23 protein-coding genes are annotated in these 23474 nt (G+C 41.5%); 16 read left to right on the forward strand and 7 right to left on the reverse strand.

Annotated elements, in window-relative coordinates; all coding sequences use genetic code 11:
• The first annotated feature begins 365 nt into the window (after positions 1-365).
• The 3 genes from efpL to CWC18_RS18650 all read left to right on the forward strand — a co-directional run bounded on the left by efpL (position 366) and on the right by CWC18_RS18650 (position 2056).
• Positions 366-938 carry an elongation factor P-like protein EfpL gene (efpL, locus tag CWC18_RS18640; protein ID WP_138592702.1) on the forward strand — a complete coding sequence of 191 codons (573 nt, stop codon included), beginning with the start codon at positions 366-368 and terminating at the stop codon, positions 936-938.
• A gap of 123 nt (positions 939-1061) precedes the next feature.
• Entirely contained in the window at positions 1062-1787 is a 726-nt protein-coding gene (locus tag CWC18_RS18645; RefSeq protein WP_171041162.1) for a thioesterase II family protein, read from the forward strand.
• 86 nt (positions 1788-1873) lie between these two features.
• Positions 1874-2056: a hypothetical protein gene (locus CWC18_RS18650; RefSeq protein ID WP_138675864.1), complete on the forward strand. Its 183-nt coding sequence runs from the start codon at positions 1874-1876 to the stop codon at positions 2054-2056.
• Positions 2057-2162: 106 nt separating this feature from the next.
• Here CWC18_RS18650 and CWC18_RS18655 read toward each other — a convergent pair whose 3' ends face one another.
• From CWC18_RS18655 to CWC18_RS18665, 3 genes are read right to left on the reverse strand one after another with little or no spacing between them, the layout of a single operon-like run.
• Complete coding sequence (locus CWC18_RS18655; RefSeq protein ID WP_138593679.1) at positions 2163-2957, reverse strand: heme ABC transporter ATP-binding protein; 795 nt, start codon at positions 2955-2957, stop codon at positions 2163-2165.
• 1 nt (position 2958) lies between these two features.
• Positions 2959-4014: a FecCD family ABC transporter permease gene (locus tag CWC18_RS18660; RefSeq protein ID WP_138593678.1), complete on the reverse strand. Its 1056-nt coding sequence runs from the start codon at positions 4012-4014 to the stop codon at positions 2959-2961.
• On the reverse strand, positions 4014-4937 hold the full coding sequence (locus CWC18_RS18665) for a heme/hemin ABC transporter substrate-binding protein (RefSeq protein WP_138593677.1): 924 nt from the start codon (positions 4935-4937) through the stop codon (positions 4014-4016). Before CWC18_RS18665 ends, CWC18_RS18660 begins: the two co-directional genes overlap by 1 nt.
• 64 nt (positions 4938-5001) lie before the next feature.
• On the opposite strand from CWC18_RS18665, the gene CWC18_RS18670 reads away from it, so the two are divergent.
• From CWC18_RS18670 to CWC18_RS18695, 6 genes are all read left to right on the forward strand, one after another.
• Complete coding sequence (locus tag CWC18_RS18670; protein WP_138675865.1) at positions 5002-5760, forward strand: energy transducer TonB; 759 nt, start codon at positions 5002-5004, stop codon at positions 5758-5760.
• 23 nt (positions 5761-5783) lie between these two features.
• Complete coding sequence (locus CWC18_RS18675; RefSeq protein ID WP_138593675.1) at positions 5784-6290, forward strand: MotA/TolQ/ExbB proton channel family protein; 507 nt, start codon at positions 5784-5786, stop codon at positions 6288-6290.
• On the forward strand, positions 6283-6690 hold the full coding sequence (locus CWC18_RS18680) for a biopolymer transporter ExbD (RefSeq protein ID WP_138593674.1): 408 nt from the start codon (positions 6283-6285) through the stop codon (positions 6688-6690). The genes CWC18_RS18675 and CWC18_RS18680 overlap by 8 nt, the downstream gene beginning before the upstream one ends.
• A gap of 165 nt (positions 6691-6855) precedes the next feature.
• On the forward strand, positions 6856-8964 hold the full coding sequence (locus tag CWC18_RS18685) for a TonB-dependent receptor domain-containing protein (protein ID WP_138675866.1): 2109 nt from the start codon (positions 6856-6858) through the stop codon (positions 8962-8964).
• 9 nt (positions 8965-8973) lie between these two features.
• On the forward strand, positions 8974-10041 hold the full coding sequence (locus CWC18_RS18690) for a hemin-degrading factor (RefSeq protein WP_138593672.1): 1068 nt from the start codon (positions 8974-8976) through the stop codon (positions 10039-10041).
• Between the two features lie 488 nt (positions 10042-10529).
• The gene (locus CWC18_RS18695) at positions 10530-10739 is read left to right on the forward strand and encodes a cold-shock protein (RefSeq protein WP_119862803.1); all 210 of its coding nucleotides are present in this window, start codon (positions 10530-10532) and stop codon (positions 10737-10739) included.
• A 66-nt stretch (positions 10740-10805) separates the two neighbouring features.
• On the opposite strand, the gene CWC18_RS18700 is transcribed toward CWC18_RS18695, so the two are convergent.
• Entirely contained in the window at positions 10806-11567 is a 762-nt protein-coding gene (locus CWC18_RS18700) for a hypothetical protein (protein ID WP_138593671.1), read from the reverse strand.
• A gap of 596 nt (positions 11568-12163) precedes the next feature.
• Between CWC18_RS18700 and CWC18_RS18710 the strand changes: the two genes are divergently transcribed.
• The 6 genes from CWC18_RS18710 to CWC18_RS18735 all read left to right on the forward strand — a co-directional run bounded on the left by CWC18_RS18710 (position 12164) and on the right by CWC18_RS18735 (position 19636).
• Positions 12164-12823: a GntR family transcriptional regulator gene (locus tag CWC18_RS18710; RefSeq protein WP_138593681.1), complete on the forward strand. Its 660-nt coding sequence runs from the start codon at positions 12164-12166 to the stop codon at positions 12821-12823.
• A gap of 22 nt (positions 12824-12845) precedes the next feature.
• Positions 12846-13739, forward strand: a complete 894-nt coding sequence (prpB, locus tag CWC18_RS18715; protein ID WP_138593670.1) for a methylisocitrate lyase — start codon at positions 12846-12848, stop codon at positions 13737-13739.
• 107 nt (positions 13740-13846) lie between these two features.
• Complete coding sequence (prpC, locus tag CWC18_RS18720) at positions 13847-14968, forward strand: bifunctional 2-methylcitrate synthase/citrate synthase (protein ID WP_138675867.1); 1122 nt, start codon at positions 13847-13849, stop codon at positions 14966-14968.
• Positions 14969-15061: 93 nt separating this feature from the next.
• Entirely contained in the window at positions 15062-17653 is a 2592-nt protein-coding gene (gene acnD / locus CWC18_RS18725) for a Fe/S-dependent 2-methylisocitrate dehydratase AcnD (RefSeq protein WP_138675868.1), read from the forward strand.
• Between the two features lie 120 nt (positions 17654-17773).
• The gene (gene prpF, locus CWC18_RS18730; RefSeq protein ID WP_171041163.1) at positions 17774-18949 is read left to right on the forward strand and encodes a 2-methylaconitate cis-trans isomerase PrpF; all 1176 of its coding nucleotides are present in this window, start codon (positions 17774-17776) and stop codon (positions 18947-18949) included.
• 96 nt (positions 18950-19045) lie between these two features.
• Entirely contained in the window at positions 19046-19636 is a 591-nt protein-coding gene (locus CWC18_RS18735) for a LysE family translocator (protein ID WP_138593667.1), read from the forward strand.
• 414 nt (positions 19637-20050) lie between these two features.
• On the opposite strand, the gene CWC18_RS18740 is transcribed toward CWC18_RS18735, so the two are convergent.
• Complete coding sequence (locus CWC18_RS18740; protein WP_138675869.1) at positions 20051-21751, reverse strand: alkaline phosphatase D family protein; 1701 nt, start codon at positions 21749-21751, stop codon at positions 20051-20053.
• Between the two features lie 280 nt (positions 21752-22031).
• Here CWC18_RS18740 and CWC18_RS21115 point away from each other — a divergent pair, with 280 nt between their 5' ends.
• Positions 22032-22178, forward strand: coding sequence for a hypothetical protein (locus tag CWC18_RS21115; RefSeq protein ID WP_171041164.1), 147 nt, complete (start codon positions 22032-22034; stop codon positions 22176-22178).
• On the opposite strand, the gene CWC18_RS21120 is transcribed toward CWC18_RS21115, so the two are convergent.
• A complete protein-coding gene (locus CWC18_RS21120; RefSeq protein WP_171041165.1) occupies positions 22168-22341 on the reverse strand; it encodes a hypothetical protein in 174 nt (57 codons plus the stop codon). The genes CWC18_RS21115 and CWC18_RS21120 overlap by 11 nt on opposite strands.
• A gap of 222 nt (positions 22342-22563) precedes the next feature.
• The gene (locus CWC18_RS18745) at positions 22564-23181 is read right to left on the reverse strand and encodes a hypothetical protein (protein WP_138593665.1); all 618 of its coding nucleotides are present in this window, start codon (positions 23179-23181) and stop codon (positions 22564-22566) included.
• Positions 23182-23474 lie beyond the last annotated feature (293 nt).

Raw genomic sequence — 23474 nt, forward strand, 5'->3', positions numbered from 1 at the left:
GTTCATGATCTTGCCCTGCGGCAATACCTGAGTGCTCAGAGACTAATTCAAACCCTAATGCTTGATAGAATTTTATAGATGACGAAAAACATTTTGCTGGTATAAATGGCTGTATAGCAATCGCAGTTAAATTATTCATAAGATATAAGCCTATATCATGGTGTATTTAGAATAAAGACGCGTGGAGCTGTTAAAAATTTAAATGTTTAAGCACGACGGGGCTTAATGTGTCGTTCTGAATTTAAGTTTAGTTCTGAGTAGTTTAAACTGCGGTTTCATTTTAAAGTCGACGTTTCTAGTTAAGATACTTGGCTAGCGCATCACTTCGTGATAGTTTTTCGCAAAAATAAATAAAGAGATATGTCATGCCAAAGGCAAGTGAAATAAAAAAACATGCAGCGGTTGAATACAATAATCGCGTGATGATTGTTAGAGATATTGAACGTTCAGTACCACAAGGACGTTCAGGTGGTAGTTTATACCGTATGCGTATGTACGATGTGGTAAATGGTGGCAAAGTTGACGAGACATTCAAAGCCGATGAAATGTTAACGCTTGCAGACCTTATCCGTCGCCCAGTTGTGTTTTCGTACATTGATGGTGATGAATATGTATTTATGGATGAGGAAGATTACACACCGTATAACTTAAACAAATCGTCCATTGAAGAGCAGGTGTTATTTGTTAGTGAGGACACTAAAGGCTTACTTGCGGTAATCGTAGAGGGTAGCCCAGTTTCAATTGATTTACCGTCAAGTGTTGAGCTTGTCATAGAGGATACAGCCCCTTCAATCAAAGGTGCATCAGCAAGCGCACGTACAAAACCTGCCACCTTGTCTACTGGCCTTATAGTGCAAGTGCCAGAGCATATCTCTACTGGAGACAGGATAAAAATTAACACAGATGAGAAAAAGTTCATGGGTCGCGCTGAAAGTTAATGAATTAAAAATGCAAGAGGCTTATTATGCTTTTTGCATCATTTATTGAAGTAATTTACTGGTTATATTTACTAAAATGTTCCGGTGATATAGACCAGTACGAGAATTGTAAGGAGTGATTGTGTGAGTGAATGGTTGAGTGTTAGCAATGAAAGTGCTGAAAAAACTTTAATTTGTTTTCCATACGCAGGAGGGGGAGCAAATGTCTATGCTGGTTGGGCAAAGTTATTGCCCAAAGACGTTCGACTTGTCATTGTACAGCCCCCAGGTAGAGGCCGTCACTTTGGTGAGCCTGCCATTGATAATATGAATAAGCTTATTAGTGAATTACAACCTCAGTTAGTTCCTTATATGCAAGGTGAATATGTTTTATATGGACATAGCTTAGGAAGCCGAGTTGCTTTTGAACTATTACGTCAAGCTTTAGAGCGTGGTTTACCTTGTGCTAAACACTTCTTTGCATCTGGTAGTGCGAGTCCGACTTACTGTGGTCTAAAAAAGCCAATTTACGATTTACCCTCTGATGAGTTTCGCGTTGAATTAGGTGAGTTAAACGGTACACCAAAAGAAATATTAGCCCATGATGAACTTATGGATTTGTTTGAACCCATGCTTAGGGCCGACTTTAAGTTGGCAGATACGTATAAGTATGAGCAGCCGTTGACGTTCCCATGCAATGTGAGCGTGTTTGCAGGTAAAGATGATCCTATTCTTGAAGAGAATGCACGTCATTGGTTAAGTTTTTTTGAGTCAGGTGACTTTACTTGGTTTGAAGGCGGGCATTTCTTTATTAACGACTGTACCACCGAAATTGTTGACAAAGTAAGCACAAGGCTAGCGCTGATATAGGCGTATGCATTAGTGTTTTTACCGAACTTTTTTATTGACTAGAGGCTGTCATTTGCTAACGTTAACTTGACTAAAAAACAAACGAAATGACAGTCATGAAACTTAAGTTAGCAGTCAAAAAGAAACAGTTAAAAGTGTTGTCAGATAATAATTCTATCGCGTTAAAGCAAACTATACATGTTGTGGGCGGAAAAATAGATCCCCCTTCTTTTTCTTGCGATACCGGTTATTTAGTATGTGGTGGTGATCCCATAATCAAACCTAATTAGCCCAAAAAAGCAGTGTGGAAGTTAATATATTTATATTAAAAAGCAGCATGTCATAATGCTGCTTTTGTTTTTATGAGCGCTACGGTTAAGTGTTATGTGAGCTGCATTATTGTATCGCAGTATGCGCAATATTAAGGCTCGGTAAGTGTTCTGCTTGTTTCGATAGCTGCGCATCTATCTGATATGTTTTTTGTAGTTGCACACGGTTAAGTATGTCTGCTGGTTTACCCATTGCGACGACTTTGCCCTTTTCGAGCATAGTAATTGCATCGGCAAAGCTTGCTGCTAGTGCCAAATCATGTACCACTGCAATAACAGCTGTGCCTTGATTTGCAATGTCGCGTGCTAACTTCATAACTTGATATTGATGGTATAAATCAAGGCTAGCAGTGGGTTCATCTATAAGTAAATAGCAAGGTTTCTTTTGTGTCAGTGCTGGCAATAATTGACATAGTACTCGGGCAAACTGAACGCGCTGTTTTTCTCCTCCAGACAATAAAGTAAATGACTTATTGGCAAGTTCGGTCACGTTTAACGTATCAAGTGCTTGCTTTGAGTATGACAGTAATTGCTCAGAAGGCACGTATTCACTATGAACAAAGTGCGACATATCGACAATCTCTTGTACTGTAAAAGGAAAGTCACAGTCATAGTTTTGCGTAAGTACTGCGCGACATTGGGCAAGTTCTGTCGGCTTGTAGTCATTCATGCATTTACTCTGGTAGGTGATACTTCCCGTATTCAATGGTACATCGTCACACAGTGCTTTTAGCAATGTTGACTTACCAGCACCATTTGGCCCAATCACCACATGTAATTGCCCGCATTCAACTGTGAGCTCCGCGTCATTAAGCAATGTATTACTGCCAAATTTTACACAGATGTTTTTTGCTTGTAACATTTTAAAAGCCTCGAGATTGATATGTTTTAAGTAACATAACTAAAAAGAAAGGCCCGCCGATGGCGCTGGTGATTAAACCAATAGGCAGTTCTGAGGGGAGAATTAATGTGCGGGCAAGGATGTCTGCGAGGCTTAATAAAATCGCGCCGCCGAATATCGATGCTGGCATTAGGTAGCGGTGATCTGGGCCCATTAATAATCGCATGATATGCGGTACAATAAACCCAACAAAGCCAATCATACCGGTAAGTGAAACCGATGCCCCAATGCACAGTGCGGTGAAGATGAAAGCTTGCTTTTTTAAAGCTGTGACGTTAACGCCTAGATGCTTGGCCTGCTGTTCACCCAGTAAATAAATATTTAGTGGCTTCGCCATTTTGAAAAAGAAAATGCAACATACACTGATGATCACAAGCGAAGGGGTGATCATTTTAAAGCTATTTCCCGCGAGAGATCCCATTCCCCAAAACGTTAAATCACGTAGCTCGGCATCACTACTAATAAGCGTTAATATACCGATAAATGCACTCACGATGGCATTAATGGCAATACCAGCGAGCAATAAACTAATAATTGTAAATTGATTCCCTTGGCTCGACAGTTTATAAACCAGAGCGCAAATGACTAAACAGCCTAAAAAAGCACCCATTGGTACAGCGTAAATACCATAAGTCTCGCTGAAGCTACTGAGTAAGCTATTGCCTAATACAATGGCGGCGATTGCCCCCAATGCTGCACCGCTGGTTATACCGATTAACCCGGGGTCCGCGAGTGGATTTCGAAATATTGCTTGCATTGCAGCTCCACTTGCGGCTAACCCAGCACCGACAGCCATGGTAAGCAGCAACCGCGGTAAGCGAATTTCCCAGATGACAGCATGCTGTAGTGAATTAGCCTCTCCATAGCTCAGAATATCGACTAATTGACTTAAGCTGATATCTACACCGCCAATTGCTAAGGAAATTAACCCGATCAAGAAACACACTACAAGCAGACCGGTAACTAACATGCGCTTAGCAGATCTAACAGGGATAAATGACTGGCTAAGAGCAAGCATTATAGCGCCTTTTCATCTGATGTTTGTGCCGCCCGCAAACGATAGTTATTAGGGTAGGAAACTCCTGAGTGAATGGCTTTAGCAAGTTCGGTGACAGCTTGCGGGGTTCTTGGACTCATACCAAGTAAGTAGGAACCATTAAAGGTGAGCACTTTGTTATTTTTAACTGCGTTAGAGTATTTAAAATGCGGTATCTTCGCGACATCAAGGCTTTGACTTTTACCGTGACGACCCATAGTGATAATAACATCTGGGTTAATTGCTATTGCAGCCTCGGTTGAAAGGGGTTTCCATCCTGAAAAGTGGGCGCTTGCAACATTATGACCACCTGCGGCTTTAATAACATCGTGTGCCGATGTGTCACTGCCAGCAACCAAAGGTTGACCTGCTTTTAAGCTTAATACAAACAGCACATTTGGCTTTGTAGTTGCCTGAGCTAAAATGTGCGCTAATGCTTTGCGATCGGTTTGGATATAGGCGTTTAAGTCTCGTCCTTTTTGCTCGACATTAAGCAACTTAGCAACTTTAGAAATCTTCTTCTCAATGGCAAAGAAGTGATCATTTTCTGTAAATATATGTGTAGTCAGGCCAATATTCTTGAGTTGCTGTATTACTTTATCTGGACCTGAATCCGCTTCTCCTAACAATAAGTCTGGGTTTAAAGACAATACGCCTTCTACATTAATATTACGTACATAGCCAACTTGGGCTTTTTTAGTGGCTTGCACCGGAAATACACTGGTGCTATCAACCCCAACGATCCGATTTTGCTCGCCTAAGGCGTAAATGATTTCAGTGATTGACCCACCTGACACAACAATCCGCTCATAATTTGATTCCGCGTTAGCCGATGGATTGAGTAAAAATACACACAGTAAAGAAATAGATAAAACAAAATGACTAGACCAAGGTTTAACTTTCATAACAATTCCAAAGTTGCTATTATAATAATGAGAATAGTAACAGTTATCATTATCAGTAATCAATATGAAGATTTTAACCTGTACAAGTATTTCAATTTTGGCCCACAGTTTATTTTGGCTTGCTATGGAGCCAGAAATACCACACTTTAATGGTGGCAATGTTGCTGATGTTGTTGCTTTAAAAGTTAAAATACAGCAAGTTGCGATGAAAAAAAAAGAAAACACTCAGGTGCAGAATGTACCACTTGCAGCGTCTAACGAGGCTTTATTTGATGGGAAAGAGCAGCAGTTAATTTCAGTAAAAAAATCAAAAAAAGCTGAAGTACTAACTGATAAACACGTTGTTCAGCAAACAAGTGATCTGCCTTTGCCTCAAAAAACACAGGATCCGATACCGCAAAAAAATGATAAGCCGATAGAGCCTGACTTGGTAGACCCAGAACAACCACATGTCGCAGCCCTTGCGTCAGACACATCAGAAGCTGTGTCATCGAGTGCTCCTTTAGTCACTGAGCAACATAGCATGAGTGATGAGCTGGTTCACGTCAGTACTCCCCCCTTATTCAAAGCACCTCGACCATTACTAAAATATCCATTGCGGGCTAAGCGCCGAGGCCAGCAAGGTGTCACAGTTGTCTCAATTGAGCTCAATAAACAAGGTGCCATAGTCGCTGTGGATATTGTGAAAAGCAGTGGTTTTATTGCGTTGGATAAAGCGGCATTAAATAATGTAAAACAATGGCAGTTTTATGCTGTTGAGCAACATGGGCATGCGATTAACGCGAAGTTTACCGTGCCTGTTGAGTTTAGCCTTACAAGTTAATCACCTCTATTTGGAAAGTAATTATGAATGAAGTAATCACGCAACTGGGAATGATGAAATGGCCTTTTCTGTGCTTATCATCTTTAGCACTGGCATTGATTTTGGAAAGGGTTTGGGTGCTATTAGAGGGATTAATTAAGCTAAAAAACAGTAAAGTGTTGCTTGCTCAAATGCCTTTGCACCTCGAACCATTGCAGCTTTTTATCCAACGCTGCGTGGTACAGTGGCGAAAACGACTCGCTTTGATCAGCTTAATTGGTATGTTAAGCCCTTTATTGGGACTATTTGGTACGGTATGGGGATTAGTGGTGATGTTTAGGGATATAGCACACTCTCAACAAGCGGTAACACCGGCTTTATTAGCTGATGGGTTATGGGGGGCAATGTATTCTACGGTCGTGGGGTTAGCGATTGCGATCCCTTGTATTTTTTCCCATGGCTTATGCCAAGCGCTGGCGGGGTATATGCAAACAGAGTTGACACTATTTGCAAATGAGCGCGTCTCAAATATGCAGGTACAACATGCTTAAACTTCCGCATAATACGAATGACTCGCTATTACCTGACCTGACCGCCTTACTTGATGTTCTTTTTATTGTATTGGTATTTTTGTTATTAAGTGTGGCAGTACAAGTGAATGTGTTGGAAGTATCGTTACCCGATTCAGGTGAGCAAGGGGAAGTGGTTTCAGAGCAATCCCCTCAAGTCTTGAGCCTTATGTATGATGGTACTGCAGTGAGTTATGCGCTAGATGAGCAGCCTTTTAGTGCCCGTGAAACTTTAATGCAGGCTGTGTCACACATAGCAAAAGAAAAGCCGCTGTTTATTGCCGTTGATAAACAAGCCCCCAGTGAAGAGTTGGTCAGGTTACTGGCAGATCTGAGTCAACAAAATCGCCAAATCGCAAATATACTAATTGAACATAAATAAAAACAGTTATCATTTGTGTTTAGTTTGTTGTATTATGCGCCACAAGTTAAAATCGTACATTTCAGTATGGAGTTAACACCATTATTTTTGGTGAAGGAACTGAGTTAAATGGGGCACTGAAAGTACGGTTTGTTTTTGCTATTAAATAATAATCTGGAGTACCCCATGCGTTTATCTAAAATTAGTTTGTGTCTTGCCACATTGTCTCTTCCCTTGCTTGCACAGGCTAATCCACAAAGCGCTGATAATAAATCAGTGATGGCGACCTCATTAGATGCGGTAACAGTGACAGCAACGCGAACAAAGAAAACGGTATTACAATCGGCGCAGGCTGTAAATGTGGTTTCAAGCGAACAAATTGAAAAACAGTTGGAAAGTAACCTTTTTAATGTGCTCGATATGATCCCCAATGTGAGTGCCAATGGCGGTCCACGAAATAGCGGTCAAAAGTTTAATATTCGAGGTTTTAGCGATGCCGAGGACGTATTAGTCACCGTAGATGGTATGGTACAGACGTTTGAAAAGTATCGTATGGGGAGCTTGTTTACCGATCCTGAACTATACAGAACCGTGAGTATTAAACGAGGAACTAGTACGGTATTACATGGTGGTGGCGCATTAGGCGGGGTAGTGCAGTTAGAGCTTAAAGACGTGGCTGACTTTTTACGTGATGGCGAAACGGCGGGCGCAAAGGTTAAGCTTGGTTTCGATAGCAATAATGACCAACAAAATGGCTCTGTATTTGCCTTTGCCCGACCAATCGAAGAGCTGGATTTACTGGCTGCGGTAGTAAAGCGTGATAGCGACGACTTTGAACTATCAAATGGAGAAATGCTAGATAACTCAGGTATCGAGAATAGTTCGTTATTGCTAAAAGCTGAGTACTTTTTAACGGATGATTCTTTATTAGGTGCGACATTTAACACCACGCAAGATGATCAAAGAACGGAGTTTAACACCACTGATCCTGGCGCATGGGGAACGGTATATCGGGAAGTTGAGCAAACAGTTGCCAATTTAAGTTATGAATTAACGCCATCGGATAATCAATATATTGATTTGACGCTTAAGCTTGGTTTTACCAGTAGTCAGGTTACGGAATCTGATGGCGTAGGTATGCTTAAAGATTTTATCGGGATTAAATCTAACTATGAGTACAACATCACCACATTTGATGCGATGAATACCTCAAAGCTTGGTGAGCATACAGTTACGTATGGTGTGCAATACACCGATAAAGAAAGAGTCGGTGAAAAAACAGCTTTGCCGTGTGAGCGAGTCAATTATGAAACATATGCATGCGAGCAATATGGCACGGTGGCTGTCACTGGAGAAATGACCTCTCAACCTGGCGGTGATCAAGCGCGAACGGGTCTGTATATCCAAGATGAATTTAAGCTGCAAGGTTTAACAATTATTGCTGGTGTGCGTTATGAGCACTATGAAACGACTCCAACGGCTGAGTTTGCCTCTCAGTTTAGTGCGTTAAATTCGAAAGTAACGCACAGTGATTGGGCACCTTCAATCAGTCTGAACTATCAAATTTCTCCCGAGTTTGCAGTGTTTGCCAATAGGCAGTCTGGATTTCGAGCGCCGCTATTAGATGAGCTTTATGACCAATATGGGGGTCGTCAACCAGCCCTTGATTTAGATATAGAGTATAGCGATAACAGTGAAATAGGATTTGTTTATTCGGCTGATAATGTGCTCAGTGATACGGATTCATTAAATGTTCGTATGATGTACTTTGCTATTAATGTGGATGATGAAATCACCTCATTGACCAGCGAAAGTCAAAACCCAATGCCGAACGCACGCTATGCAAATCGTGCTAGTAATGACCGCGATGGGGTTGAGTTAGAATTGGAATATGCAAATCAGCATATGTATTCAAACCTCACGTACAGCACGATTGATGGAGAAGATAATACAGGTAAAGAACTGTGGTATTTACCTGCTGATAAGTTAAGTCTTGATGCAGGCATTTCTTTGTTGGGCAACACCATGATGGTTGGCGCAAAAGTCGTACATACCTCAGACAGAGAAGTTGAAAGCTATAACCGACGCACGCGCGAATATAGTTTGCAAGATCATCAGAGCCATACCCTATGGGATATTTATGCAAGCTGGGACGTAACAACAGACGTCAACCTGCGTTTGGCTATTGATAATGTGTTCGAGAAAGAATACACGGTGATAGCTGGCACTGGTGGCGGAATTGGTGATTATGGTGTTGGCCGTAACATAAAGACTCAAGTTAGCTGGCGTTTCTAAGGAACTTTTATGACTCAACTATTGAAAGAATATCAACTGCTTATCAAAGAGCACCCGACAATGCGAGCCGTCGATGCTGCGCATGCCTTAAAGGTGAGCGAAGCGGAACTGTTGCACGCTCAAATCGGTCAAGGTGTCACTCGACTAGATGATGCACAGATCCCCTCTATTTTGAAAGGTTTGAAGCGTCTTGGTTACATTATGGCATTGACGAGAAATGGCTCTGTGGTCAATGAAATTAAAGGCGTTTACGATAAGTTATATATTTCAGAGCATCAAGATCGAGTGATGGGTATTGCAATTAATCCTGGTGGAATTGATATGCGATTATTCTTACATAATTGGTGCAGTGTTTTTACTGTAGAAAGCGAGAAACATTCTAGTATTCAGTTTTTTGATGCTTATGGGCAAGCTGTTCATAAAGTCTTCACCACGAGTGATACTGATTTAAACGCATTTTTAAATTTACGCGAACGTTTTAAATTAACAGAAGGGTTAGAGTTTACTGTTCAAAATGATACGCGTGAAACCGAAGCGGATAGGCAGCGGTGGCATAGTCCAAGTGAGCAACAAGTTGTTGCGTTTACACAGGCTTGGTCTGATTTGAATGATGTGCATCACTTTCCTAATTTACTAAAAGAGTTTAAATTAGCGCGAATACAAGCTCTGGAATTAGCCGGGGAACCTTGGAGCGAAGAAATAAGCACTACTGCACTAGAGTCTATATTGACGCAGTCACGAGATAAGAAAGTTGAAATTATGGCATTTGTCGGTAATGCAGGTGCAGTACAAATATACTCGGGGCCGGTACTTAATCTTAAGCAAGTTGGGCCTTGGTATAATGTACTTGATGAAGCATTTAATTTGCATGTTAACACGCAAGATGTGAGTCGAGCATTTGTGGTGCGAAAACCAACTGATAACGGCGATACCATTGTGTCATCTATTGAATTCTTCGATGATAAAAATAATACTGTGCTGACGTTGTTTGGCCGTCGTGTGGAAGGAAAAACACAAAGCACAGAGTGGCAAGCGCTCTGTGATAAGTTGATCTCTAGCAATCGAGAAATTGCGTAAGTTATAGCGCAAAGCGTTATGTAAAGTAGATGACTGTTTTTAAAAACCAGTGATAACTCACTGGTTTTTTTCTGTGAGCTTCGCCGTTGACATATTTGTGATGGCTTTAAAAGTTGGGACTAATTCATACCTTGTAAAGTGCCAAACATAATGAAATCAGAGAGAGCATGCTAGTAAGAGTGGTGTTCTATTAATGAACAATCCTGTGCTTTTTTTGGTGTTTTTTGTTTGCTTTCATTGTATTTTTGGTTATTTTTTCGTTAAATGTCATGGAAAGTTCATCTATCTTATGCGTTAAAATTATTGACTTAAAGGTGCATATCTATAGTATTGGATATAGACAAAAAATATGTCAGTGTTTATAAAATTCCATTACGTTGTTGTATAAGTCTAACTTGTCGTTCCGTCCTGAAGTTTTTAAGTACCGTCTAGTTTTTGCTCTATGCGCCCATATGGGCATAGTTATAATTTTTTCAGGATTTAAAGATATGTCTAATACAGTAACTGGCACAGTTAAGTGGTTCAACGAGTCTAAAGGCTTTGGTTTCATTGCACAGGAAAATGGCCCAGACGTTTTTGCTCATTTCAGCGCTATTAAAGGTGACGGATTCCGTACTTTAGCTGAAGGCCAACGTGTTGAGTTCACTTTAGCAAACGGCCAGAAAGGCCCACAAGCAGAGAATATCACTTTGCTATAAGCTGTAAAGCTTAGATAAAAAAGCAGGCCGAGGCTTGCTTTTTTTTGTGCCTGAAAAAGAATAAAATCATTTCGTGGTACTATAAGTCACTATTTTTTCGGTTGGCATCTGAAAGCCATGCCTAGAGCATAATTTCAGCACGTCACTTTTTTCAACTGAATAATCAGCAAAGAAGTCATACGCTAAGCTTGCATAATATCTAGTATCTTCGTCTACGAAAGAGGGTTGTCCAAAAGCATCCTCCCTAGCAGAGGAAATAATATTGTTTCCGTGATTAAAAGCGATAGAAGCGAGCCCTTTTATATAATCGTCATCAGTAATTTTTTTGTCTATGAATAGCTTACTTAAATAGTCGGCGACTGGCTTGTCTATTTCATTTACACTGAAGTAGAGTGACTTTAATGTTCGAATCATAAGTCCTCTAGAGATAAATGAAAAAATTGAAGTCGTTACTGCCCCTGTTATATAAGCAGCTCGACTGCTTTGTAGTGCAATAGACTGTATTGCAAGTTGCTTAGAACGTTCATTATCTTCCGTATAGTCAATTACATAGTTTCGTACGTCAATTCTTAGAGCTGCTGACAATTCAGCCAACGATACTGTATAATTTCCTTTTTTACCTTTGAATCGCTTAACAAAGCGAGATGCGGAATTTTTTGAATAATTTCTATATTGGCTCTCTATGGGTGGGAGAAGAAGTAAAATAACTAAGGGATATACTGGAAATATAAGAAGTACAATAGACCAGGCTATTTTGTTTCGGTATTTCTTTTTGGCTAGCCAATAACCTAGACAACCACTAGCAATGCTTAAAAGTACATATTCCACAGTATTAACTCCATGTAAATTTGGCAATAAAAGTAAATAACTGCAATTATTAACTTTTTCAGTGATTTAATCAAAGTCAATGAATATTAGTTGAGACTCATCTACATGTCTCTCAATATTATGTCGATGTTATGGGGTAAACCATTTTCATATTTTTCTAGTCAATTCATGTCGGTGACAACTTTTATTACACATTAAAAATTGTGCATCTAACTGGGCGTATTTAAGAATTTGCTTTACGACCTCAGTGCTGGTTCCCGTTACTTGATTATTCTCTAGCATTTGATTAGGGGGGGATAATTCTGTTACTACACGTAATTGCGCTTAGGCGCTTTGTAATATGTATAGTAGCAGTATTACTGCGAGGGTGAGATGTTTGGTCATTTCCTTTTCCTCGTCAGCTGTCAGTCGTACCTTAGGCTATATAAGCAATGTAGCAAACATCACAGGGGGCGCGAATTTACCCATATTCACCGTATTTATAGAGGCTATTTTTTATTTTGTCGACAATCTTATTTTTGTTGTGTTGACGTTAACGTTAACTGCCTCTATATTACCAGACTATAAATAGTGTGAATAAGTTTGAATATACAGCAATGGCTATGTTTGAAGAGCAAGCAGTAACAGCATCTGACAAGGCTTTTTTTAAGTTGAGAAAGGAAATTGTTGATGGGGTCATTTTATCGGGCTCTAAACTGAGTGAAACTGAATTGTCGACAAGGTGTGCTGTGAGTCGGGCTGTCGTCCGCGAAGCAATAAATCGACTTGAAGCGTGCCACCTTGTTGAGCGTAAGGCGAATGTGGGTGCACGAGTGGTGTCTTTAACGCCTGAAGGGTTAATTGAGTTATATCAAGTACGAGAATCGCTTGAAGGGATGGCGGCCAGGTTGGCTGCACAGAATATGTCAGAGGCTGAGATCGCTGATTTAAACACGCTGTTAAATAGCCAGTCAGAAGAGGTCAAAACAGCGGAGTTGTATTATCAAGAAGCGGGCGATTTAGACTTTCATTACCGTATTATTCAAGGCAGTAAGAACGCCTATTTAATTTCCATGCTAGTGAATGGTTTATACCATCTGGTGCGAATGTATCGGGTTCAGTTGGGGATGGCTGGTCCGAGGGTTACGAGCGCATTTGATGAACATAAAAACATTGTTCAGGCGATCAGTCTTCGAGACTCTGAATTGGCAGAAATGCTAATGCGTCGCCATATTATGTATTCAAAAAATAATATCAAAGCAAAACTTCAATCGTAAGAATAAGCTAAGAGAGAACATCATGAACACAGGATTTAAAAGCCCAGGAAAAACGTTTAGAGACGCACTGTTGGCCAACCAGCCACTACAAATTGTCGGTACTATTAATGCCTACAGTGCGATTATGGCAAAGCAAATTGGCCATCAAGCAATTTACTTATCAGGCGGTGGTGTCGCGAATGCCTCCTATGGTTTGCCTGATCTAGGTATGACGTCATTAAATGATGTGATTGTGGACGTGCAACGCATCACCGCGGCGTGTGATTTACCCTTAATGGTTGATATTGACACTGGCTGGGGTGGTGCATTCAACATTGCTAAAACCATTAAAGATATGGAAAAAGCCGGCGCAGCAGCAGTCCATATGGAAGATCAAGTGGCACAAAAGCGCTGTGGGCATCGCCCGAATAAAGAGATTGTGTCAACCGAAGAAATGGTCGATAGAATTACAGCCGCAGTAGACGCCAGAACAGATCCTGATTTCTTTATTATGGCGCGCACAGATTCGTTCGCGCAAGAAGGTTTAGAGGCGGCAATCGAACGAGCAAAAGCTTATGTTGCAGCGGGTGCAGACGGTATTTTTGCAGAAGCGGTTAAAACAGAAGCCCATTATCGTGCTTTTAGCGAAGCATTAGATGTGCCTATTTTGGCTAATATCACCGAGTTTGGACAAACCGAACTGTGGAACAAAGAAGCGCTAGGTCAATGGGGAGTGGATATGGTGCTTTACCCTCTGAGTGCATTTAGAGCAATGAATAAAGCCGCGGAAAACGTCTATCAGGCAATTTTATCGGATGGCGATCAAAAAGCTGTCATCGACACCATGCAAACTCGTATGGATTTATATGATTACCTTGGCTATCACGTGTACGAACAAAAGCTCGATTCATTGTTCGCTGAAGGTAAAAATAAATAATCGTCAACACAATATGTAAGCGCCGGTTAATACGAGCGCTTACAATAGAAAATTATACAAAATAACTATCAATACACAGCAGGTTAAAAATTTCAGGAGATAATACCATGGCAAAAGTACTAAGTGGTGCGGGCCTTCGCGGTCAAGTCGCAGGGAAAACAGCATTATCAACAGTAGGCGTATCAGGGTCGGGTTTAACGTACCGTGGCTATGATGTAAAAGACTTAGCGCAAAACTGTGATTTTGAAGAAGTGGCGCACCTTATTTTAAAAGGTCATTTACCAACACAAGGCGAGTTAGACGCATATAAAAACACTTTACGTTCAATGCGCGGTTTGCCTGTGGCGTTAAAAGAAGTATTGGAACGTATCCCTGCTGATGCTCATCCAATGGATGTATTAAGAACGGGTTGTTCAATGCTAGGTAACTTGGAAGGTGAGTCGAGTTTTGATATTCAAGGCCAAGTTACAGATCGCATGCTGGCGTGTTTTCCGAGTATTATTTGTTATTGGTATCGTTTTAGCCACGATGGGGTGCGTGTTGAGGTTGAAACCGACGACGACTCAATTGGTGGACACTTCTTGCACATGTTGCATGGTAAAAAGCCAAATGAACTACATGAGCGTGTAATGCATGTATCACTCATTTTATATGCTGAGCATGAGTTTAACGCATCAACATTTACAGCGCGTGTTTGTGCATCAACGTTATCAGATATGCATTCATGTGTGACTGGAGCAATCGGTTCATTACGTGGTCCATTACATGGCGGTGCCAATGAAGCTGCAATGGAAATGATCGAAGGTTTTACGTCAGCCGATCATGCCGAAAAAGAAATGATGGGCAAATTAGCCCGCAAAGAGAAAATTATGGGCTTTGGTCACGCGATTTACTCTGAGTCAGACCCGCGAAATGAGATTATTAAGCAATGGTCAGAGAAACTGGCTAACGAAGTGGGTGATAGCGTATTATATGCCGCTTCTGAGCGTTGTGAAGCTGTTATGTGGCGAGAGAAGAAATTATTTTGTAACGCTGATTTCTTCCATGCGTCTGCTTACAACTTTATGGGTATTCCAACCAAATTGTTTACCCCAATCTTTGTGATGTCTCGATTGACTGGGTGGGCTGCACACGTTATGGAACAACGTGCTGATAACCGTATTATTCGTCCATCTGCAGATTACACAGGTGAAGATTTACGTCCAGTAACCCCGATTGCTGAACGTTAATTTACACGATTGATATTTTTGGCAAAACATCACCTCTGGTGTTTTGCCTCTTAGCTTTAGAACCGTCACCTTTTTTTGCCTGTGGATGTAGTTATGAACACAAAATTCCGTAAACTGTTACCTAATAGCCAGTTAAGCTTTTACGATACGCGCGAAGCCATTGAGTCGCTAAAACCTGGCGCATACAACACGCTGCCTTACACTTCTCGCGTATTGGCTGAAAACCTTGTACGTCGTTGTGAACCTGAAAAATTGGATGCGAGCTTGACGCAAATTATAGAACGGCGCCGCGATTTAGATTTTCCGTGGTTTCCAGCGCGTGTGGTATGTCACGATATTTTAGGTCAAACAGCCTTGGTTGATTTAGCCGGTTTACGAGATGCAATTGCCGCCAAAGGCGGAGACCCTTCAAAGGTCAATCCAGTTGTCCCTACGCAGCTGATTGTTGATCATTCATTGGCGGTAGAGCATCCCGGTTTTGAAGAAGATGCATTTGAGAAAAACCGTGCAATCGAAGACCGCCGTAATGAAGATCGTTTTCACTTTATTAATTGGACAAAAACGGCATTTAAAAATGTTGATGTGATCCAGCCGGGTAACGGCATCATGCATCAGATCAATTTAGAGAAAATGTCGCCTGTGGTGCATGCGCGCGATGGCGTGGCGTTTCCTGATACGTTGGTTGGTACTGACAGCCATACGCCGCACGTTGATGCACTGGGTGTTATCGCCGTAGGTGTCGGTGGTTTAGAAGCAGAAAGTGTCATGCTTGGGCGTGCTTCTTACATGCGTTTACCTGATATTGTGGGCGTTGAGCTCATGGGTAAAGCACAACCGGGGATCACAGCCACAGATATCGTACTGGCGATCACTGAGTTTTTGCGTGCTGAAAAAGTGGTGGGAGCTTATCTTGAATTTTACGGTGAAGGGGCTGCGAGTTTAACCCTTGGCGATCGTGCAACCATTTCTAATATGACACCTGAATATGGTGCAACCGCAGCGATGTTTTATATCGACCAGCAGACTATTGATTACTTAAAAATTACAGGGCGCGATGATGAACAAGTTCAACTGGTAGAAAATTATGCTAAGCATACCGGTTTGTGGGCTGATAGTTTAGAAAGTGCTGAATATGAGCGCGTTTTAAAATTTGACTTGTCAGTGGTTGGGCGCAATATCGCCGGGCCCTCAAATCCACATAAACGAGTAGCCACCGCTGATCTTGCTAAAACAGGAATTGCCGGTAAGGTTGAGCAAGAAGAGGGTAAAATGCCCGATGGGGCAGTGATCATTGCTGCTATTACAAGCTGTACAAATACCAGTAACCCCCGCAATGTAATTGCAGCTGGATTGTTAGCGCGTAATGCCAATGCGAAAGGTTTGGTACGTAAACCGTGGGTTAAGTCATCGTTGGCACCGGGCTCAAAAGCTGTAAAGTTGTATTTAGAAGACTCAGAGTTACTCCCTGAGCTTGAACAGCTTGGTTTTGGTATTGTTGCGTTTGCTTGTACCACCTGTAATGGGATGAGTGGCGCACTTGACCCGAAGATTCAACAAGAAGTAATTGATCGAGATTTATATTCAACAGCTGTATTGTCGGGGAATCGTAATTTTGATGGCCGTATTCACCCCTATGCAAAACAAGCATTTTTAGCATCCCCTCCATTGGTTGTGGCTTATGCCATTGCGGGTACGATCCGCTTTGATATTGAAAAAGATGTACTTGGGCATGATCAAGATGGCACGCCTATCACTTTAAAAGACTTGTGGCCAAGTGATGAAGAGATTGATGCAGTTATAGCGAAAAGTGTAAAGCCAGAGCATTTCCGTCAAGTGTATGAGCCGATGTTTGATTTAACAGTCGATTACGGTGAAGACAATGATTCATTGTATGACTGGCGCAAAATGAGTACTTACATTCGCCGCCCGCCTTATTGGGAAGGTGCATTAGCTGCTGAGCGCACCATGAAAGGGATGCGTCCACTTGCAGTATTAGGTGACAATATCACCACAGACCATTTATCTCCTTCAAATGCCATTTTGGCAAGCAGTGCCGCAGGTGAATATTTAGCAAAAATGGGCCTACCAGAAGAAGACTTTAACTCATACGCAACACACCGTGGCGACCATTTAACGGCGCAGCGCGCTACGTTTGCGAATCCTAAGCTATTCAATGAAATGGTACGTGATGACAAGGGTGAAATAAAACAAGGTTCATTAGCGCGCATTGAACCGCAAGGGCAGCAAACACGTATGTGGGAAGCGATTGAAACCTATATGGAACGTAAACAGCCTTTGATCATTGTGGCGGGGGCTGATTATGGACAAGGCTCATCACGAGACTGGGCAGCCAAAGGGGTTCGCCTAGCGGGTGTGGAAGTGATTGCCGCTGAAGGATTTGAGCGTATTCACCGTACCAACTTAATTGGTATGGGTGTATTACCCCTTGAATTTGTTGCGGGTACAACCCGTAAAACGTTAGCGATTGATGGCACTGAGACATACGATGTTGAGGGTGATACTAGCCCAGGTGCAACGTTAACGCTTATCATCAATCGCACAAATGGTGAACGTGTTGAAGTACCGATGCTATGTCGGTTAGATACGGCAGAAGAAGTGTCAATTTATGCAGCAGGTGGTGTATTACAGCGTTTTGCGAAAGACTTCTTAGAAGCAAATACGTAACTTCTTCCATGTGAGCACGACGGTCTAGGCTTGAAATATGATGATTTTTCAGGTCTTACTTCTTTTAGTCATGATATGTAATGGGCTTTGATGCAACAAAAGCTCTACCAAGGAATTCTGATGTCTTATAAACCACAAATCAAAATACCCGCAACATATATGCGTGGTGGGACAAGTAAAGGGGTATTTTTCAATTTAACTGATTTACCTGAAGCAGCCCAACACGCCGGCCCCGACAGAGATCAATTACTGTTGCGTGTGATTGGCAGCCCAGATCCTTATGCCAAACAAACAGACGGTATGGGGGGAGCAACATCCAGTACCAGTAAAACGGTGATTTTATCCAAAAGTAGTCAGCCAGATCATGACGTAGACTATCTGTTTGGTCAGGTTGCGATAGACAAACCTTTTATAGATTGGAGCGGTAACTGCGGTAACTTAACTGCTGCTGTGGGGTCATTCGCTATCAGCAATGGTTTAGTGGATGCACAGCGGATCCCTGAAAATGGCATTGCTATTGTGCGTATTTGGCAAGCAAATATTAAAAAAACCATCATTGCCCATGTGCCGATCACTGATAATGAGGTGCAAGAAATCGGAGACTTTGAACTCGATGGCGTGACCTTTCCTGCTGCAGAAGTGGTGGTAGAGTTTATGGATCCGGCGGCGGGTGACGGGGCGATGTTTCCGTCAGGTAACTTGGTTGACACCTTGGAAGTGCCGAATATTGGTCGCTTTAGTGTGACCATGATAAATGCAGGGATCCCGACTCTGTTCTTTAATGCGCAAGACTTAGGCTATGAAGGAACAGAACTACAAGAGGTTATTAATACGGATGATAAAGCGCTACAACGTTTTGAGATCATTCGTGCTTATGGCGCTGTTAAAATGGGCTTAATTGACAATATTGAAGAGGCTGTAACTCGACAGCACACGCCAAAGATTGCATTTGTCAGTCCAGCCAAAAGTTATACCTCGTCAAGCGGTAAAGCAATTAACAACCATGAGATTGACGTGTGTGTTCGTGCATTATCAATGGGTAAATTACATCATGCCATGATGGGGACTGCGGCTGTTGCGATTGCTACAGCGGCGGCGATACCCGGTACTGTGGTTAATAACGCGGCAGGTGGTGTCCCACGAGATAGTGTGACGTTTGGCCATCCCTCTGGCACTTTAAAAGTAGGTGCCATTGCCAATAAAGTGGATGGGCAATGGCAAGCAAAAAGTGCCGTTATGAGCCGCAGTGCTCGGGTATTGATGGAAGGCAATGTCAGAGTGCCTCCAGCTGATTAGCCGATTGTTAGAATCGAGAATAAATCGACATGTTATTTAAGCCCAATAGGGCTTTTTTATTCAATAAAATATGTATTGAGGTTAGGGATAATGTATATGGAAGCCTTTATATCATTGGTATTAACAACTGCACTGCTATTGGGCTCACCGGGTCCTGCTCCGTTGGCGTTGGCTGGCGTTGGTGCAAGTTTTGGTTTTAAAGGAGGAATGAGGTTTTTAAGTGGTATTTTAGCAGGCTTGCTGGTGGTGATTTTTGCCGTTGCGACAGGGCTGGGTACGCTATTTACGACTTACCCACTGACCAAGTCTATCTGCCAATTTGTTGGGGTCGCCTACTTACTGTATGTGGCGTATAAAATTGCGTCGGCACAAGGGAGTATTGCTGAAAGAGAGGGAGCAGCACCCAGCTTTAAAGATGGCTTTATCCTAAATTTGATAAACCCTAAAGCCTATGCCGCTTTTTTAGCTATTTTTGCTAATAATTTACTGATACTTGGGGATCCCTTACTAAGCGTGATAATGACAGGGGTGGTATGTTTTGCCGTCGCAGTAATTGTCGATGGCTTATGGATGGCTATTGGAGGAAGCTTACAGACGATTTTTGCGACACCAGCTCAAGCAAAACAACTGCGCTTGGTTTGCGCTGCTGCGTTGCTTGTCAGTGTTATCAGCGCGCTAACATTATAATAGCAAAACACTTAATACATAGCCCGTTCGTTGGTATTGCTTAAGTAAGGGTAATCTTTATCATTTGCTGATTTTGATAACGTCGTTTTATAAGTGATGCATAATCAAGTTTATGCTCTACTATTTTTTGGGTGATTTTAGTTCCAATGGCCGTTTCACTTGGCTTTGGCTTTGGCTTTGGCTTTGGCTTTGCGACCATGTTCACGCTTATTTTTTTACCTATGAACTACCTTTTGATTTTACGAATTCAAAGTGCGGTTAACTGATACACAGTTGAAACTGTGGGACCGTGAAAGTACCTAATCATTACGATACAAAGGTAAGCGTTTTTTTGTTTACTGAGTCAGGTTTTGATTGGTGCAAAAGATCGTTTTGCATACACAGTGGGGCTAGATACCCCACTGTGTATATTCGCTAAAATTGGACTATTGTGGATACTGCTTCTTCATCAGCTGTTTGAATTGAAAGTTTAATTTCTCTATTTTGCCAATCGATGTCTAACATGCCGTAGTTACTACCTGATTTATTTACCAAGTGACGATCGCTGGTGGATAGCTGAGAGATATTTTTGCTGACAACTCCGACCTTACCGGTAGGAATGTCTGCGCCATTACCTGCGCAATAGCCCCAGTGTGCTTCATTACCCTTGTTTTGTTCGTCTACTTGGGTATAACACCATGGCTTAGAGCGATCTTGTGTTAAACAACTTTTGTAACTTTTCCCCTTGTGTTTAGCTGGAAAGTGGCACTGTTGTGTAAAGCGACCATCTCCTTGGGAATCAGCATAAACAGGTAAGCGCAATGGGTTTTCTATGTGATATGGCCAGCTTTGTCCAAAGCCTGATGCCGTAATTTCGTAAACAGTTGTCGCTTTACCGTATTTGTCACTGGCTGGAATGTTCTTTTGTAGCAGTTCACCCCAGTGTTGATCACCTGATAAGAAAACAACCGCTTTGGTATGACCGGCGTTTATTGACTTTTGTACTAGACGGAGTAGTTTTTCACGTTGGGCTGGCATTTCAGCCCAAGATTCATAACTGGTGCCAGACATAGAAGATTCATTCAAATTACTGATTGCTTGTTCAAACTCAACGCCGTCAGCGTAGGCGCAGTATTTATTTTTTGCACGGCCTTGATACAGTGGCGGTAGCACCTGAATACCACTGGCGATGAGTTTAATGTCAGAAGGCTTTGCGAGTTCTTTTTCTAGCCATTGCCATTGCGCCATACCTAAAATAGAACTGCTGGTCCCTTCACATTCACCATAACTGTTAAAGGTTGGAGATCTAAAATAGCGAGCATCGAGCGTGATAACATGGGTTTGCTCACCAGGTTGCCCCAGCATTTTGGCTTCATATATGCCTTGCTGCGTTGTATGGCGTGGATCATCAGCAGGCACATCAAAATGGCGTAAGTAAGCTTGCTGTGACTGGGCGCGTTTAGGGTAATGCTTCCCATCGTTATTTTGGCCGAAATCATGGTCATCCCACGTTGCCATAACAGGAATTTTTGCTTCTAGAAATTTTTGATAATCGGGGTTGAGTTTTTTATCATCATATTTTTGGCGCATTCTGCTCATATCCGTGGTATCGGCGTAAATATTATCCCCCAGCCACAAGAATAGATCGGGCTTATGAGCAATTAAACGTGACAAAGCATCGGGCATGTCACCTTGCGTTTTAAAGCAAGAGCCAAGTGCGATACGATCTAAACGTTTACTTTGTTGTGGTTGAGTATGTGAGAGTAGTTCAGAAGGAGGAATTGGATCGCACTCTTCCCAGCTATTCCCATCAATATAGCACCAAGGTGTTGTGTGATTGCGTGAAGAGCAACCATAAAACTGTTCACCCATATAGGATGAAGGGGCCATACAAGTTTTACCTGATATTGTTTTAAATTTTGGTAAAGTTTCTGCTCGAACATTTCCCCAGCTAGACTCTTCAACAGGGCTTTTTAAGTAGCACCATTGGCTACCTGCATTATTTTTATTAGTGGTGCCTTGGTAGTCTGCACCTAGGTAATTAAAGCTTGATTTACATTCATTGTAATGTACTTCCGGTGCAGCCATCACCATTGTTGGTAATATACTTAATAGCAAATAACGTGTTATTTTCATTGTAACCCCTAGATATAAAACATATTATCATAATGTTATTTTGTGAATTACATCTTGCAAAACTGTTTCAATATTAATACATAAGAGGTACATGAATTCGTATTGAAGTCGTTTTCAATAACTTTATTGTTCTGTTATTAATGAAATGTTCTTTGACTTTTAAGTGTTGATTTTTATATTAATTAGTACAAAAGTAATAAGTGGAACTAATTAATTTATTGTTTTTATGATAATTTAATGTCGTAAAAATGAGTGGGTGCTAATTGAAAAGGAGGTTATTATGAAATATAAATCAAGCTTATCAAATAGCGCGTTAGCGGGTGTGATCTATGAACAAAACTTACAAAGTAACCGAGTAAGTACCTATAAACCCCTATCAAATAGCTCTCAATATAAAGCACGTACTTGTGGGACAGTTACAGTGTAATTGGCAATGTTTTGCCAATTAATTTCAGTTTGTTTGGCTGCGTCACCAATCGTGACTGTATCTGTGGTTGGTTGGTGGTTATATCTGTTCTATTGATGGCGGCTGCATCTGCAGATGCTTTACCTGAATTGTGACGGCGAATAAGTGGCAAGTTTAATGCCATTCATCGGTACTTTTAGCTACAGCGTAGCAGAGGGCGTTTACTTTTGGCAGAGGGGCCACTTTAGCTGTGTAAAGGTTTATTTATGTAAAGGTCTAGTTAAGGCGGTTTCTTATGAAAAAAAGTATCGATAGGCTGAACTATCGATACTTGCTTACGGATATCATTAAATTAATTGAATACTATCTGCTTGATTCAAATTACACTTAATTATTTACAAAGGTCTTATACTGGATCTGAGTCGTCAACTAATTCATCAATACAGGCCTTTACTGCAATTCGAGTCGCTTTTCTCGACTCAAAATATGCAGTAAATTCCTCAACAGTTACGTCATTGCTATTATTCGTATCCATGTCGTTGAATGCGTCTGTTTTGTGTGTGGTTATGGCTGTGGTTATTTCAGGTAAACTTAGACCACCACTTAGATCTGTATCGAGATCTGCAAACTTTGTTTCTGGTGAAGCAAACTTGTCAGCAGTGGGAACCACAATATTTGTATCTCCACTTTCGTCTTGCGCATCTTGTACACACTCTACAATATCTGCTGCATAGGCAGATAAATCCGTTTGATGACGTTTTTTTGCTAAAAATTCAGTGAGTTCAATTTCAGAGCTCACATCGGTATCGGCTCTATTAAGCTTTTTTTGCGCCCGAGTATCAATATTAGCAAGCATTTCGTCGAGTGTAAGTGCGCCACTGGTATCGGCATCAATACGTGTAAACAGTACTTCAGGCGCTTTTTTGCCACCTTTACCACCTTTGCGTGCATCCGCTGGAATGCTGACTGTTAATGCCGTTAATGCTGTGCCAATTAGTGCGATGTTGATGATAGAAAGTTTCATAGTCATTCTCTTTTTTAGTAGATTCAAAGGTAACAACGGTTCAACCATAAGATGGTTGACAAAGGTTCAAAGAAAATTACATTTAATTTTATGTGCATGACTTAATTGCCATTTTTTTCTTTAAAAGGGCTTAACCGCTCTTGTCCGGTAAATATAAAATGAAAGACAAATATGCAAAAAATATGACCGAGTTTGTCAACCTTATAAATTCTGATACGTTTAATAGACTGATGGTGATAAAAAGAGCAGGTATGGATATTCTGAATATAAATAAACTCGGCTCACCCAAAGGC

This window comes from Pseudoalteromonas aurantia, assembly GCF_005886875.1.
In the GTDB taxonomy this organism is placed as follows: Bacteria; Pseudomonadota; Gammaproteobacteria; order Enterobacterales; family Alteromonadaceae; genus Pseudoalteromonas; species Pseudoalteromonas aurantia_A.